Genomic DNA, 14,228 nt, shown 5'->3' on the forward strand with positions numbered 1-14,228 from the left:
TCCTTCCTCAGTCGTTTGCGAAACGGCTGAGAAAATTGCTGATCAGAACGGCGACGATCAACACGACGCCGATGACGACCGTGGTGCCGTCGCCGCGCACGCCCGCGAGCGCCAGACCGTTCTGCAGGATCTGCATCAGGCAGACGCCGATCAGGGTGCCGACCACCATGCCGCGACCGCCGAAGATCGAGGTGCCTCCCAGCACCACGGCGGTGATCACCTCCAGTTCGATGCCGCTGCCCATGTCGGAGCGTGTGGTGGAGACGCGCGACACGAAGACGATCGCTGCGAGCGCCGAGACGAAGCCCGAGGCCGTATAGATCCAAAGCTTGGTGCGATTGACGTTGATGCCGGAGAAGTCGGCCGCCGCCTCGTTGTTGCCGATGGCATAGGTGGCGCGACCGAAAGCCGTCAGCCGCAGAACGAACATGCCGACCAGCACGACGGCGGCGAGCAGCCAGAGCTGGGTCGGAATGCCGAAAAGCTCGCCCTGGCCGAACTGGGCGAACCAGTCGGGGTAGCCGCGCACCGAGCGGGCCTGGCTAATGCCCTCGGCCAGTCCGCGATAGAGTGCCAGCGTGGCGAGCGTGGCGATCAGCGGCGGCACGGCGAAGCGGGTGACGATCATCCCGTTGACGAACCCAGCCAGCGTGCCGGCGGCGAGCGAGGCCACGATGGCGAGGCCGAGCGGCAGGCCGGCGTTCTGCCAGAACACGCCGACCAGGATGGCGCACAGGCCGAGGATCGAGCCGACGGACAGGTCGATGCCGCCGGTGATGATGACGAAGGTCATCGGAATGGCGATCAGCCCGACCTCGGTCATCAGCCGCCCCTGGTTCAACAGGTTGGCGGTGGTGAGAAAGCGATCCGACTGGCCGGCCATGATGGCGAGCGCCAGGGCGAAGAGAATGGCGAGGATGGCCTCGTGGCGGGCGAGAATGCGGGTCATCGGGCGTCCTCCCTCAGCCGGTCCGCCGCCGGCGGGCCATATCGGCGAGCACCGTCGCCAGAATGAGCACGCCCTGCACGGCCCTCAGCCAATAGGCCGAGACGTTGAGAAAGATCAGCGAAGAGCCGATCGCGGCGAACAGGATCGCGGCCAGCGTGGAGCCGACGACGGTTCCGACGCCGCCGAGGATCGACACGCCGCCGACCACCGAGGCGGTGATGATTACCAGTTCCAGACCGACCGGCACGGTAGACTGGATGACCTGCAACTGGGTGGCGAAGAGCACGGCGGCGACGCCGCCGATCATGCCGTGGATGGCGAACACCTTGACGATGGTCGCCTTGTAGGGAATGCCGCTCGCCTCGGCCGCTTCCGGGTTGCTGCCCACTGCGTAGATCGAACGGCCGAAGGGCGTGTAGCGCATCAGATAGGCGGCGGCGACGGTCATGATCGCCATGAACCAGACCGGGGAGGGAACCCCGAAGAGCCGGAACTGGGCGAGCTGGAATCCGGAGGGCAAGCCGCTGATCCAACGCCCGCCGGTCATCGTGATCAGCCCGCCGCTCCAGATCGACAGCATGGCGAGCGTGGCGATGATCGAGGGCACGCGGGCATAGGCGATCAGGAAACCAAGTGCGGTGTTGACGATGCCACCGAACAGCACCGGCGCCAGCCAAGCCAGCCAGACCGGATAGCCGTTGGTGGCGATGAGGCCGGAGATCGTCGCGAGAACGCCGATCAGCGCGCCGATCGACACGTCGATATTGCCGGAGATGATGACCATCGACATGCCGATGGCGGCGACCGCGATATAGGCGTTGCCGACGAAGATGCTGGTCAGGTTGTTGTGCGAGACGAAACGCGCGTTGACCGAGCCGACGACGGCGAAGAGCAGGAGCAGGGCGGCCACCAGCAGCAGTTCCTGGCCGACATTGGCCAGGGAGTGGAGGGTGCGGCGCTTCATCGGGCGGCTCCCGCGAGTTCGCTCGCCGGGCCGCGCATCATGGCGGCGCCAACCGTGTCCGGCGTGGCCTCGCCGCGGCCGAGAATGGCGGAGAGCCGGCCGCCGTTCATCACCATGATGCGGTCGCTCATGCCAAGGACTTCGGGCAATTCGCTGGAAATCATCAGGATCGCCAGCCCGGATCGGGCGAGTTCGTTCATCAGGCGGTGGATCTCGGTCTTGGCGCCGATGTCGATGCCGCGCGTCGGCTCGTCGAGGATCAGGATCTTCGGCTCGGTGGCGAGCCATTTGGCGAGCACGACCTTCTGCTGGTTGCCGCCGGAGAGCTGAGCCACCGGCTGGCGCGTGTTGCGCGCGCGGATGGCGAAGCGCTCGATCGCCGATGTTGCCAGGCGCTGTTCGCGGCCGGTGTCGACGACGCCATGCCGGATCAGCCGGTCGAGGATCGCCAGCGTGATGTTCTGGCGCAGCGGTTGCGGCCGCACGAGGCCATGCAGGCCGCGATCTTCCGGCACATAGGCGATGCCGGCATCGATCGCCTCGCGCACGTTGCGGATCTTTTTCGCCTCGCCGTCGATCCGGATCTCGCCGGAGGTTGCGGGCCGAACGCCGAAGATCGTCTGGGCCAGCTCCGTGCGACCCGAGCCGACGAGGCCGGCGACCCCGAGGATTTCACCCGCATGGAGATCGAAGGAAATGTCTTCCACCACGCCGGTATGACTGAGATTGCGGACTTCGAGCCGGGTCGGACCGCGCGGGATGTCGTCCTTCGGAAAGAGCTGATGGATATCGCGGCCGACCATCATCGAGACCAGTTCGGCGTCCTTGACTTCGCCGATCGCGCGGGTGCCGATCGAATGGCCGTCGCGCAGGACGGTGACGCGATCGGCGATCCGGAAGATCTCGCCCATGCGATGACTGACATAGACGATGCCGACGCCGTCCTCGCGCAGCCGGCGGATGACGTCGAGCAGACGGAGGACGTCTGCTTCAGCCAGCGCCGCCGTCGGCTCGTCCATGATCAGCACGCGCGCCTGGCGCGACAGTGCGCGGGCGATCTCGACGCGCTGACGGTCGGCGACCGACAGCTTCACCACCCGCTGGTCCACGTCGAGATTGGGGCAGTCGAGGCGGTCAAGCAGCTCGCGCGCCCGGGCGCGCATGGTGTCCCAGTCGATCAGGCCCGAGGCGGTGCGCGGAGCGTGGCCGAGAAAGATGTTTTCCGCCACGCTGAGCGAGGGAAACAGCAGCAGCTCTTGATGGACGACCGCGATGCCGGCGGCCTGGGCGTCGCGCGGCCCGGTCAGACGCCTGGGCGATCCGTCGATCAGGAGATCGCCCTGGTCGGCCTTGTGCTCGCCGGAGATCACCCGGATGAGGGTGGACTTGCCGGCGCCGTTCTCGCCCATCAGGGCGTGGACCTCGCCGGGCATGAGGTCGAAGTCGACATCGATGAGGACCCGAACCGGCCCAAACGACTTCGAGATGGCCTTGAGTTCGACGACCGGCGTCATGGGCGCCCGGCCCGGATTCTGGAACTGGTACGACGCAAGCGCATGGCCCTCCCTGCCTTCGCTTCGGCGCCGCGCCTCTTTCGGCTCCGCGGCGCCGTGTTCGTCCGGCGGCCGTCGTGGCGGCCACCCTGATCGCATGTGGGCGCCGGCGTCTCGGCCGGCGGTCTTCAGTCGGCGAGGAAGCCGCCGTCGAGCGGCACCGAAAGGCCGTTCAGCATCGACGCCCGGTCGCTCAGCAGGAACAGAACGAGGTCAGCCACATCGTCGGTCTCGGCGAAGCGGCCGAGCGGAATGCGCGCCATCATCGGCCCCGACTTGGCCGGGTCGCTCCAGGCGGCGGCCGCGAGGTCGGTCATGGTCACGGTCGGGTTGATCGCGTTCACGCGAATGCCGTGGCGGCCCAACTCGTTGGCCATGACGCGGGTCATGCCGTCGAGCCCGCCCTTCGAGGCGCAGTAGGAGGCATGGTCCTGGAATCCGGTGAAGGCGGAAATGCTGGAGACGTTGACGATAGCGCCGGGTTGTCCGCGCGCGATGCGGTCGCGGGCATAAAGCTGCGAGACGATCATCGGCGCCCGCAGGTTGACCGCCTGGACGAGGTCGAAATTCGCGTCCTCGATTTCGAGAAAGGGCTGGAGGATGTTGATGCCCGCGCAATTGACCAGGAAGTCGGCAGGCAGGATTTCGGCGACAGCTCGCCGCGTCGCGGACGCATCGGCCAGGTCCACGGCCACGCCACGGCCGCCGATCTCCTTGGCCAGGCTGTCGAGATCGGCCCGCGTCCGCGAGATCGCCACGACCTCGGCCCCTTCGGCCGCGAGGCGTCGCGCGGTCTGTCGGCCGATGCCCTTGCCGGCGCCGGTCACGATGACGCTCTTGCCCTCGAACTCCATCCGATCCTCCCCCTCGATGTCGGCCGCCGGTCGATTTCCGATCTCGCTACGGCCGCTTTTATCCGGTTCGGCGAGTGCTGCCGTGCCTGCGCCGATCCGGCTGTCGCCATCGTCAGATGCGCCCGGCCGTCGTGGAGCGCAGAAGCAGCGGGCTGCTTCAGCGCGACGCGGACCGCGACATCTGCAATTCCTCCCAACGTGAATGCTGGTCAGGCGTGGCACGCTTGTCAATCAGTTTCAAAAGCGATCCATCATATTCCCGCGCAGGTTGATCGGTGCTGATGGCTCGTTGACGGGCAGGTGGTTTTGGCCAATCCTTCGGCATCGGTCCTTGGGAGGGGATGTGATGACGGATCTCTACAAATCGGTGGTCGCCGAGCTTGGCGCCGTGATGGACAAGATCGACGACGCCGCGGTCGACAAGGCCTGCGCGATGATCGCCGGGGCACGGCGCATCGGCGTCTATGGCGGCGGCCGCGAGGGCCTGCAGATGCGCGGCTTCGCCATGCGGCTGTTTCATCTCGGCTGCCATGTCGGGGTCGTCGGCGACATGACGATGCCGGCCTTGGGGCCGGGCGACCTCTTTGTCGTCACGGTCGGGCCGGGCGAGATTTCGACGGCGTTGGCGCTGATGACCGTCGCCGGGGAGGCTGGCGCGAGCATCCTGTTCCTGACGGCCCAGCCGGAGGGCCGCTGCGCGGCGCTCGCCGACTATGTCCTGCTCGTGCCCGCCCAGACCATGGCGGACGACCAGGGCGCCCAGGCGACGTCGACGCTGCCGATGGGCTCGCTCTACGAAGGCGCGCTGTTCCTGCTGTTCGAGGTCATGGTGCTGAAGCTGCGCGAGACGATGCGGGTGGCGCCGGAGACCATGCGAGGCAATCACACCAACATGGAATAAGCAGCGCTCAGAACGCTGCCATCGCGGCACGCACCCTGTCCTTGAAGGCTTCGAGCTGCGGCACGGCGTTGTTGTTCATGTCGTAGAGGGCGAGATACTGAACCGGGCGGGGCGGCTGGAAGACGGTCCAGAACACCCGCGTCGCCACCTTGCGCGGCGGATCGCCGACCAGAAAAGCGCGCCACCGCGTGCCGCCATAGGTGGTCACCACCGCGACCTTCTTTTTGGGCGGCAGCGTGCGCACCAGCTTGCCGCCGCGCATCTCGAAGGAGACGCCGGGAACGAACACGCGGTCGAAAAAACCCTTGAGGATCGCCGGCAGGCCGAAGTTCCAGACCGGATAGACGAAGACCACGGCGTCCGATGCGTAGACCCGCTCGACATAGGGCGCGATGGCCGGCGTCAGATTGTCAGGCACGTCGTGGTAGATCAGCCGCTCCTCGCGCGACAGCTCGGCTTCGAAACCCTCATCATAGAGGCTGAGAACATCGACCGTGTGCCCTGCCTTGGCCAGCTCGTCGACGGTAATGTCCTTGAGCGCGGCGCTGTAGCTGGTTTCGACCGGATGGGCATGGACGACGAGAACCCTCACCTCAGGCCGCGCCCGCCGTCTGCAGGCCGGAGAACAGCCAGGTGCCGCCGGCCTCGAAATCGAAATCGGGGTTCTCCCAGGCGATCATTTTGCCGGGATTGAGGATGCCCTTGGGGTCGGCCTCGGCCTTGAAGGCGAGCTGCGCCCGGTCGGTCTTCTTCATGCCGCCTTCCTCCAGCGTGTAACGGTGGGGGTTGAAGACCAGGCAGCCATTGTCCTCATGGATGCGGATGATCTCGTTCAGCCGCTCCTCGGTGGTGAAGCGCACGATGGGAAGCCCCGAGAAGGTGACCTTGCCGTCGAAGCGGATCAACTCGCAGTGCATCGGCACCTCGTCGCCGAAGATCTCTATCATTCGGCCGACGGCGGCGAGGTCGGGATACTGGATCTGGAGATAGGTGATGGTGGGATCGACCTTCAGGCCGCGCAACGTCGTGTGGTTCCAGGCCAGTTCGTAGACCGGCGGTAGCCGTCTCATCTCCTCGGGCGCGACCTGGTCAGAGCGAAACAGCATATCGCCCTTCTCGTGCGCGAGGAACACGGCGAGCGACTCCATCGCTTGCGGCGCTGCCATCATCAGCACCACCGACTGGTCGCGGCGGATGAAGGGACGATGGCGGTTGAAATAGTCATGCGGCACGGGGGCGGCGACCGGCGCGATTTCCTTGAGCAGCAGCCCGTCTTGCAGCGCTACGTCGCGGGCGAAGCGGCAGGCCTCCATCGGCGTATCGAAGCCGGCGATGACGTCGACCCAGTCGTAGGCCGCCGTCAGGGGGATCTCGGCTTCCACGATGATGCCGTTGGTGCCATAGGCGTGGGCAACCTTGAGGATATCGGTACCTGCGAGGTCGAGAACGCGGGGGCTCTCCTCGCAGGTGACGACCTTCAGGCCGAGCACGTTGCCGATGTTGCGCAGTCCGCCCCAGCGGATCGAGCCGACGCCGCCCGAGCCGCCGGCGATGAAGCCGCCGAGCGTCGCCATGCGGTAGGTCGAGGGATGGAAGCGCATCTCCGCGCCGGCACCTGCCTTCGTCACCTCGTCCAGCTTGGACAGCACGATCCCCGCACCGGCCCGCGCCCTAGTCGCGTCGAAGGACACAACCTGATCGAGCCCGGCGAGATTGAGAATGGCACCGCCGGACAGCGGCATCGCCTGACCGTAATTGCCGGTGCCGGCGCCGCGCGGAGTAATCGGCACGCCGTGGCGGTAGGCGGCTTTGAGAGTTGCGACGACCTCCTCGGTCGAGCGCGGCGAGACCACGAGGTCGGCGCTGACCTGCTCGAGCTGGCGCTTGAGCACTGGCGAATACCAGTAGAAGTCCCGGCTCTTCTGAAGCACGAGCTTGGGATTGACCTCGATCGGGATCTCGCCGAGATCGGCGCGGAAGGCGGGGATATCCATCGAGAATGGTCCTTCGTCAGGCCGGAAACAGATCGTCGAGCTCGCGATAATCGGGCGGCGTCGTGTCGATGGGGCGGCCGGCGCGCAGCACGATGCGGTCCGCCTGCGGTCGCGCCATCATCTCTGTCCAGTCGCGCGCCCGGAGCAGCACAAGATCGGCGGTCGAGCCTTCGCGGATTTGCGCGGGATAGTCGAACCCCGCGATCCCCGCCGGGATCGAGCCGACGGCGCGCAGCCAGTCGAAGGCGTCGCTGGCGGGGTGGTCGAAATGGGCGATGCGCGAGGCTTCGCGCAGCACCTCCAGCGCGTCGAGATCGCCATAGGCATAGAACGGGTCGCGCGTGTTGTCGGAGGCCAGCGCTACGGGCACGCCGGCCGCCTTCATCTCGTTGACGAGCGTGACCCCACGCCAGCGCGGCGTGCTCACGGCGCCGTCGTTGTGCCGGTCCTGGAGATAGAGATTGCACATCGGCAGCGAGACAACCGAGATGCCCGCTTCAACGACGCGTTCGATGGTCTCGGCAGCAAACCCCACGTCGTGAATCGCCAGCGAGCAGCAGTGCCCCGCGGTGACGCGGCCCTTAAAGCCAGTTTCGATGATGAGATCAGCCAGCGCACGCAGCGAGCGCGCGGCCGGGTCCTCGCTTTCGTCGATATGAAGGTCCAGGTCGAGGCCATGCCGGCCGGCCGCCTCGATCGCGCCGCGCAGTGCGTCTTGCGCCCGGTCGAACACCGAGACGGCGCCGCCGAGCAGTCCCCCGGCCGCCTTGGCGGTGGCCGCGACGGTTTCCATGAGGCCGGGGTCGAGGAAGTGGTCGGGGCCGAGCAGCGCCACCGCCTGCAGCTCGATGCGGCCGCGCCAGCGCTCGCGCATCGCCTCGAAAACCGGCCAGGAGATCGCATGCTGGGGCGGTGCGGAATCGAGATGGGTGCGGATCGCCGCCGTCCCATGCGCATGGGCGCAGCGCAGGGCGAAATCCATGCGGCGCTCGACGTCGCGCTCCGACCAGTTGGCGATACGGTCGGCGCTCACGGCTCCGAGCGCGCCCATGAAGCTGCCATCCGGGTTTGGCTGGCGGGGCCAGATGTGGCCCTTGTCGAGATGGGTGTGCAGATCGACGAAGGCGGGCAGGACGAGACCGCCGTCGCAGTCGTAGACGGTCATGCCTTCGAAGGGGGGAGAACTGCCCGCGACCGTGATCGCGTCGATCCTTCCATCCTTGATCGCGATATCGACTCGGGCTGTTCCACCGCCGCTGCCGGGGCCGGCAGCCTCCGGCAGGGTCACATTCGTGAGGAGGACCGCATTGTCCTTCGGAAAGTCCTTCGTCATCGCCCCTGCCAAGCTCAGTTCTCGCGCTTCAGCGCGCTTTCGTGCCAGCGGCGTAGCGCCAGCCACGAGATCAGCGAAGTGACGCCGAAGATTGCGACGCCGGTCAGCGATAGAAGCACGAGGGCGGCGAAGAGGCGCGGAATATTGAGCCGGTACTGCGCCTCCAGCAGACGGAAGGCGAGGCCCGAGCCGGCCCCGGCGGAACCTGCCGCAAATTCGGCGACGACCGCCGCGATCAACGCGAGGCCGCCGCCGATCTTCAGGCCCGCCATGAAATAGGGAAGGGCGGCCGGCAGCTTGAGCTGGACCAGCGTCTGCCAGCGCGAGGCGCCGTAGAGCTCGAACAGGTTGAGCAGATTGTGGTCGACGCTCTTCAGCCCCTGCACCATGTTCGACAGGATCGGGAAGAAGGCGACGAGAAACGCGCAGATCAGCAGCGCCACTTGAGTCGACGAGGCATAGACCAGGATCAACGGTGCGATCGCCACGATCGGCGTCACCTGCAGGATCACCGCGTAGGGGTAGAGTGCCAGCTCGATCCAGCGCGACTGGACCAGCAGCACGGCCAGCGCCACACCGCCGACGAGCGCCAGCGCCAACGCCATGAAGGTGATCTTCAGCGTGACCAAGAGCGCCGGATAGAGCGTGCCCCAGTCGGTCCACAAGGCCGTGACGACGACGACGGGGCTCGGCAGGATGTAGGTGGGCACTTCGAAAACCATGACATAGAGCTGCCAGATCACCAGGCTGAGCAGCAGCATGCCGGCAGGGATGGCGATCTTGAGCAGCCGCTCGGGCGGGCCGCTCGGCTGCTCCTCGGCGCCGGGCGTCTCGATCAGAAGCGCGTCCGGCTCGTCGGCGGCCGGTGCGGCGACCGCGCTGGTGGCGGGAAGATCGCTCATGCCGCCTGGCTCACACCGTGGATCGCGCCCTGAAGCGCATTCGAGACACGTCGGCAGAGCGCCGCATAGTCCTCGGTCGCGCGGAAATCTCCGTCGCGCGGCCATGGGGGGCCGAGCGCGATGTCGGAGACGACGCGGCCCGGCCGCGCGCCCATGACGACGATGCGGCTCGACAGATAGGCGGCCTCGTAGACCGAATGAGTGACGAAGACGACGGTGAGATCGGCGTCATGCCAAAGCCGCAGGACGTCGTTGTTGAGCTTCTGCCGGGTGATCTCGTCGAGCGCGGCGAAGGGCTCGTCCATCAGAAGCAGCTTCGGCCGGGTGACGAGCGCGCGGGCGATCGACACGCGCATCTTCATGCCGCCCGACAGTTCGCGCGGATAGGCTTTGGCGAAATCCTTCAGCCCGACGGTCTCCAGCGCCGCCATGATGCGCTCGGTGGCACCTTTGCGCGAGAAGCCCTTGAGCCGAAGCGGCAGATGCACGTTGCCGAACACCGTCGCCCAAGGCATCAGCGTCGGCTCCTGGAAGACGAAGCCGATCTCTGCCTCGGGTTTGCCCTGGCTATCGATGCGCGACGTCGGCCATTCGATCGTGCCGGTGCTGGCCGACCCCAGCCCGGCGATGATGCGTAGCGCCGTCGACTTGCCGCAGCCGGAGGGTCCGAGCAGGCTGACGAACTCACCCGGCACGACGTCGAGCGTCATGCGCGACAGCGCCAGCGTATCGTTGGAAAACCGCTTCGAGATGTTCTTCAGCGCGACCACCGGCCGTGTGTGAGCCGTCGAGCCGGCCATACTCGTGTCGCGCTGTTGGGTCATCGACATGGACATCGCGATCTCGTCCCGGCGATCAGCCCTTGGCGAGGTCCATACCGACACCCTTGCAGACGAAATCGAGCGTGTAGGCCTTCTTGTAGTCGAGGTCGCCGTCGACGACGCCGATCTCGACCATCTTGTCGAAGAAGTCCTTGTAGTGCTCGTTGGTCATGCATCCGATGCCCTTGGCTTCGGCGTCGCCCGAGACCAGGATGCCATACTCCTTCATCTTTTCCAGCGAGTAGGCCAGCTGGCCGTCGGTCATCTCGGGATTGTCCTTCTTGATCAATTCGTTGGCCGCCGTGTTGTCACCGTAGAGGTAGGTGTACCAGCCGATGATCGAGGCATCGACGAAGCGCTGGACGACGTCGGGCTTCTCCTCGACCATCGAAACCTGCGTCTCGATCGTGGTGGAATAGGGCGAATAGCCCTGGTCGGCGATCAGGAACACTTTCGGCGTCCAGCCGGCCTGGCGCTCCACTTCGTAGGGCTCGGAGGTCAGATAGCCCTGCTGAGCCGACTGCGGATCGGCGATGAACGGGGTGGGATTGAACTGATAGGGCTTGAACTGCTCGTCGGAGAAGCCTTCGTAATTCGCCTTCATCCAGGCGAAGTAGGTGATGAAGCCTTCCTTGCCCATGAAGATGGTCGGCAGCTTCGCAAGATCGGCGAACTCTTCGACGCCCTGGTCGGGATGCGCCATCAGGATCTGCGGATCCTTCTGGAAGATCGAGGCGACCGTGATCAGCGGCACGCCTTGCTTGACGGCGTCGAAGGAGCCCAATGTGCCGCCCATGTAGAAGTCGACTTGGCCGGCCATCAGCAGGTTGCGGTTGGCGGCCTGCGGCCCGCCCTGGCGAATCGTCACCTTCAGGCCGTACTTCTCGTAGGTGCCATCGGCCACCGCCTGATAGTAGCCGCCATGCTCGGCCTGGGCGAGCCAGTTGGTGGCGAAGGTGACCTCGTCGAGGTCTTGCGCCGTGGCGGCAAGCGGACCGAGGCCGGCCAACAGAACGGGAACGCTGAGGACGATCTTCCAGACAGACATGACACTCGCTTCCTTTAGGCGGGTCAAAACGCGCAGCGCGGGGAGGCTTGCTGCGACCGCCTGTCGCAGACTATTTTTAGGGCATGTTCATTTGCAAGGCATTTTTTGTTAGGAACCGGTCCCGTTCCCAGCATAATGCTGCGAGTTTCGGACGGGGATCCGCGCCGTGAAAAGCCTGACGCCTGCCACCATCCAGCCGCCCTTCGCGGCCTATTCGCATGGTGTGGAAATCCCTGCCGGCCAGAAGCTTGTCTTCTGCTCCGGACAACTCGGGATCGGCCGCGAGGGAGATGTCCCCGTCGACTGTACCGGCCAGGCCGAGCTCTGCTTTGCCAATATCGCGGCGATTCTCGCCGAGGCCGGGCTTGGATTGGCCGATGTCGTGCGGATCAACGCCTACGTGGCGGGGCGCGAACATCTCGCGGCCTATATGGCGGTGCGCGATCGGCTGTTCGCCGAGCCCTATCCGGCCTCGACCCTGATGATCGTCTCGGGCTTTGCCCGGCCGGAATTCGTGGTCGAGATCGAGGTCGTGGCCGCCGGGGTGGCCGAGGCGCAGGTTTTTCAAGCGTAGAGCCGGCGCGACTCGCAATGCGCTGAAACTCAGCAAGATGAAAGAGGAAGGCCGATGGCATCGAAGGTCTGGTGGGCCGAGCACAAGACGACCGACTACCCGTCGATCGATCCGATGCGCACGATCGCGGTGCTGCCGATCGCGGCGATCGAGCAGCACGGGCCGCATCTGCCGGTCGGCACCGACACGATGATCAATCAGGGCATGCTGGAGACGATGATCGCGATGTTGCCGGGCGATCTCGACCTGCGCATCCTGCCGATCCAGGCGGTCGGCAAGTCGAACGAGCATCTGCACGCGCCGGGCACCCTGACCCTGCCGCCGGCCGTCCTCATCGAAGCCTGGACCGAGCTCGGCCTGTCGGTGGCGCGCGCCGGCGTCAAGAAGCTCGTCTTCGTCAACTCTCATGGCGGCAACGAGGAGGTGATGGGTATCGTCGCGCGCGAGCTGCGGGTGCGCGCCAAGATGCTGGTGGTCAAGACCGCGTGGGCTCGATTCGGTCATCCCGAAGGCATGATCTCCGCCCTCGAACAGCGCCACGGCATCCATGGCGGCGAGGTCGAGACCTCGCTCATGCTCCACTTCCGGCCCGATCTGGTGGATATGGCCAAGGCCGAGAATTTTCGCTCCACGGCGGCCGACGACGAAGCGGCCTTCGAGTTCCTGCGGCCCACCGGTACCCACGCCCGCGCTTGGATCGCCAGCGACCTCAATCCCCAAGGCGCGGTCGGCGATGCCTCCAAGGCGACGGCCGAGAAGGGCCGGCTCATCGCCGAGCACGAGGCCGCTGGTTTTCTCCGCTTGCTGACGGACGTCAGCCGTGCATCCATTCCTCTTTAGGTGATCCCGGAGAGGAAAATGGGGATCACTGCGCATTCAGGCTTGATCAAAAGCCATGAAACGTTTCATTGTTGAGCCGTCTTGGTTGGCATTTCGTGCTGCGCGAACCGGGCCGGAAAAGTTGGATAACTTGTCGAGGATCGTCACGATGAAGACAACCGCAACCGCTCTGGCCGCCCTGCTGGTCGCGACGGCATCCCCTGCCTTCGCCCAGGAAAAGGTGTCGCTCTGGTTCTGGGGCGCGCCGCCCAACCTGCAGGACGCGCTGCAAAAGACCCTGGTCGATCCGTTCAACGAATCCCAGGACAAGTACCAGCTCGAGATCGAATACCTGAACGACGTCGACAACGACGTTCGCGTCGCGGTGCTGGCGGGCGAGGGGCCCGATCTCGTCTATACGTCCGGCCCGTCCTACATCGCGCCGCTGGCCCAGGCCGGCGTGTTAGAGCCGCTCGATGCCTATGCCGAGCAGTATGGCTGGGCCGATCGGCTGCTCAAGCCGGTGCTCGACACCTGCCAGCAGCTCGACCATCTCTACTGCATGCCGCCGTCGCTGATCTCCGACGGTGTGTTCTACAACAAGGCGCTTCTGGACGAAAAAGGCTGGGCCGTTCCCAAGACGCTGGATGAAGCCGAGACCGTCATGAAGGCGGCCCAGGCCGACGGCCTCTATGCCTCGGTCACCGGCAACAAGGGCTGGCAGCCGGTCAACGAGAACTACGCCTCGATCTTCATCAACAACCTGGTCGGGCCGCAGCGCTTCTACGACATTCTGTCGACCGGGAAGGGCTGGCAGGACGACGACATGGTCAAGGCCATCGAGGAGTCGAAGCGCTGGTTCGAGGCCGGCTATCTGGGCGGCGACGACTATTTCTCGCTGAACTTCGACGAGTCGATCTCGCTGGTCAGCCAGAAGCGCGCGCCGTTCTTCTTCGCCCCCTCGATCGGCTTTCAATGGGCCACCAACTACTTCACCGGCGATCAGGCCGGCGATTTCGCCTTCGCGCCGATCCCGCAGATGGACGAGAGCCTGCCCTATCCGATCTATGATCTCGGCGTCGCCTTCACGCTGTCGATCAACGCCAATTCGGAGGTCAAGGACGGCGCGGCCGCGGTGCTCGACCGCATCTTCAGCCCCGAGTTCGCGACCGAGATCGCCAAGGTGTGGCCGGGCTACTGGTCGATTCCGCTGAAAGAATTCCCCTCGGCCGACGGTACGACCGGCCTGACGAAGTCCTATCTCGAAGCCATGGCCGATATGACCAAGGCGGTGGACGCCGGCACCTTCGGCTTCAAGATCGGCACCTTCTTCCCGCCGGCAACCAACCAGGTGATGTTCGAAGACATCGAGTCGGTCTGGCTCGGTCGCATGACGGCCGAGGACATGCTCGCCAAGGCGGCCAAGACCTACAAGGACGAGATGGACAAGGGTCTCACCCAGGATCTGCCCAAGCCGGCGATGTAACTCAAGGCCCGGCGGGTGTCGTGGCATGGA

14 protein-coding genes are annotated in these 14,228 nt (G+C 65.6%); 4 read left to right on the top strand and 10 right to left on the bottom strand.

Going from position 1 to position 14,228, the window contains the following annotated elements:
• Positions 1-7 precede the first annotated feature (7 nt).
• The 4 genes from SMD10_RS09855 to SMD10_RS09870 all read right to left on the bottom strand — a co-directional run bounded on the left by SMD10_RS09855 (position 8) and on the right by SMD10_RS09870 (position 4,320).
• Positions 8-949, bottom strand: a complete 942-nt coding sequence (locus tag SMD10_RS09855; protein WP_331685514.1) for an ABC transporter permease — start codon at positions 947-949, stop codon at positions 8-10.
• A gap of 13 nt (positions 950-962) precedes the next feature.
• Entirely contained in the window at positions 963-1,913 is a 951-nt protein-coding gene (locus SMD10_RS09860) for an ABC transporter permease (RefSeq protein ID WP_331685515.1), read from the bottom strand.
• Complete coding sequence (locus SMD10_RS09865; RefSeq protein ID WP_331685516.1) at positions 1,910-3,427, bottom strand: sugar ABC transporter ATP-binding protein; 1,518 nt, start codon at positions 3,425-3,427, stop codon at positions 1,910-1,912. Before SMD10_RS09865 ends, SMD10_RS09860 begins: the two co-directional genes overlap by 4 nt.
• A 167-nt stretch (positions 3,428-3,594) precedes the next feature.
• A complete protein-coding gene (locus SMD10_RS09870) occupies positions 3,595-4,320 on the bottom strand; it encodes an SDR family oxidoreductase (protein WP_331685517.1) in 726 nt (241 codons plus the stop codon).
• A gap of 346 nt (positions 4,321-4,666) precedes the next feature.
• On the opposite strand from SMD10_RS09870, the gene SMD10_RS09875 reads away from it, so the two are divergent.
• A complete protein-coding gene (locus SMD10_RS09875; protein WP_331685518.1) occupies positions 4,667-5,221 on the top strand; it encodes an SIS domain-containing protein in 555 nt (184 codons plus the stop codon).
• A 7-nt stretch (positions 5,222-5,228) separates the two neighbouring features.
• Here the strand turns inward: SMD10_RS09875 and SMD10_RS09880 are convergent, their stop codons facing one another.
• From SMD10_RS09880 to SMD10_RS09905, 6 genes are read right to left on the bottom strand one after another with little or no spacing between them, the layout of a single operon-like run.
• Positions 5,229-5,813: an NAD(P)H-dependent oxidoreductase gene (locus tag SMD10_RS09880; RefSeq protein ID WP_331685519.1), complete on the bottom strand. Its 585-nt coding sequence runs from the start codon at positions 5,811-5,813 to the stop codon at positions 5,229-5,231.
• Between the two features lies 1 nt (position 5,814).
• Positions 5,815-7,215: an FAD-binding oxidoreductase gene (locus SMD10_RS09885; RefSeq protein ID WP_331685520.1), complete on the bottom strand. Its 1,401-nt coding sequence runs from the start codon at positions 7,213-7,215 to the stop codon at positions 5,815-5,817.
• A gap of 16 nt (positions 7,216-7,231) precedes the next feature.
• On the bottom strand, positions 7,232-8,548 hold the full coding sequence (locus SMD10_RS09890) for a cytosine deaminase (RefSeq protein ID WP_331685521.1): 1,317 nt from the start codon (positions 8,546-8,548) through the stop codon (positions 7,232-7,234).
• A 14-nt stretch (positions 8,549-8,562) separates the two neighbouring features.
• Complete coding sequence (locus SMD10_RS09895; RefSeq protein WP_331685522.1) at positions 8,563-9,450, bottom strand: ABC transporter permease; 888 nt, start codon at positions 9,448-9,450, stop codon at positions 8,563-8,565.
• On the bottom strand, positions 9,447-10,286 hold the full coding sequence (locus SMD10_RS09900; RefSeq protein ID WP_432757218.1) for an ABC transporter ATP-binding protein: 840 nt from the start codon (positions 10,284-10,286) through the stop codon (positions 9,447-9,449). The genes SMD10_RS09895 and SMD10_RS09900 overlap by 4 nt, the downstream gene beginning before the upstream one ends.
• 19 nt (positions 10,287-10,305) lie before the next feature.
• Entirely contained in the window at positions 10,306-11,319 is a 1,014-nt protein-coding gene (locus SMD10_RS09905) for an ABC transporter substrate-binding protein (protein WP_331685523.1), read from the bottom strand.
• Between the two features lie 157 nt (positions 11,320-11,476).
• Here SMD10_RS09905 and SMD10_RS09910 point away from each other — a divergent pair, with 157 nt between their 5' ends.
• The 3 genes from SMD10_RS09910 to SMD10_RS09920 all read left to right on the top strand — a co-directional run bounded on the left by SMD10_RS09910 (position 11,477) and on the right by SMD10_RS09920 (position 14,198).
• Positions 11,477-11,893 carry a RidA family protein gene (locus SMD10_RS09910; protein WP_331685600.1) on the top strand — a complete coding sequence of 139 codons (417 nt, stop codon included), beginning with the start codon at positions 11,477-11,479 and terminating at the stop codon, positions 11,891-11,893.
• Positions 11,894-11,947: 54 nt separating this feature from the next.
• Positions 11,948-12,733 (top strand): creatininase family protein, encoded by a 786-nt coding sequence (locus SMD10_RS09915; protein ID WP_331685524.1) that lies wholly within the window; start codon positions 11,948-11,950, stop codon positions 12,731-12,733.
• A gap of 148 nt (positions 12,734-12,881) precedes the next feature.
• Positions 12,882-14,198 carry an ABC transporter substrate-binding protein gene (locus tag SMD10_RS09920; RefSeq protein ID WP_331685525.1) on the top strand — a complete coding sequence of 439 codons (1,317 nt, stop codon included), beginning with the start codon at positions 12,882-12,884 and terminating at the stop codon, positions 14,196-14,198.
• Positions 14,199-14,228 lie beyond the last annotated feature (30 nt).

The organism is Consotaella aegiceratis, from assembly GCF_036541425.1.
Classification (GTDB): Bacteria; Pseudomonadota; Alphaproteobacteria; order Rhizobiales; family Rhizobiaceae; genus Consotaella; species Consotaella aegiceratis.

What these genes read in the sequence shown, in the direction of transcription:
- SMD10_RS09915 (WP_331685524.1), top strand. Translation starts at nt 11,948, where the DNA reads ATGGCATCGAAGGTCTGGTGGGCCGAGCACAAGACGACCGACTACCCG.
- SMD10_RS09895 (WP_331685522.1), bottom strand. Translation starts at nt 9,450, where the DNA reads ATGAGCGATCTTCCCGCCACCAGCGCGGTCGCCGCACCGGCCGCCGAC.
- SMD10_RS09855 (WP_331685514.1), bottom strand. Translation starts at nt 949, where the DNA reads ATGACCCGCATTCTCGCCCGCCACGAGGCCATCCTCGCCATTCTCTTC.
- SMD10_RS09865 (WP_331685516.1), bottom strand. Translation starts at nt 3,427, where the DNA reads ATGACGCCGGTCGTCGAACTCAAGGCCATCTCGAAGTCGTTTGGGCCG.
- SMD10_RS09860 (WP_331685515.1), bottom strand. Translation starts at nt 1,913, where the DNA reads ATGAAGCGCCGCACCCTCCACTCCCTGGCCAATGTCGGCCAGGAACTG.
- SMD10_RS09905 (WP_331685523.1), bottom strand. Translation starts at nt 11,319, where the DNA reads ATGTCTGTCTGGAAGATCGTCCTCAGCGTTCCCGTTCTGTTGGCCGGC.
- SMD10_RS09890 (WP_331685521.1), bottom strand. Translation starts at nt 8,548, where the DNA reads ATGACGAAGGACTTTCCGAAGGACAATGCGGTCCTCCTCACGAATGTG.
- SMD10_RS09870 (WP_331685517.1), bottom strand. Translation starts at nt 4,320, where the DNA reads ATGGAGTTCGAGGGCAAGAGCGTCATCGTGACCGGCGCCGGCAAGGGC.
- SMD10_RS09920 (WP_331685525.1), top strand. Translation starts at nt 12,882, where the DNA reads ATGAAGACAACCGCAACCGCTCTGGCCGCCCTGCTGGTCGCGACGGCA.
- SMD10_RS09900 (WP_432757218.1), bottom strand. Translation starts at nt 10,286, where the DNA reads ATGTCCATGTCGATGACCCAACAGCGCGACACGAGTATGGCCGGCTCG.
- SMD10_RS09875 (WP_331685518.1), top strand. Translation starts at nt 4,667, where the DNA reads ATGACGGATCTCTACAAATCGGTGGTCGCCGAGCTTGGCGCCGTGATG.
- SMD10_RS09885 (WP_331685520.1), bottom strand. Translation starts at nt 7,215, where the DNA reads ATGGATATCCCCGCCTTCCGCGCCGATCTCGGCGAGATCCCGATCGAG.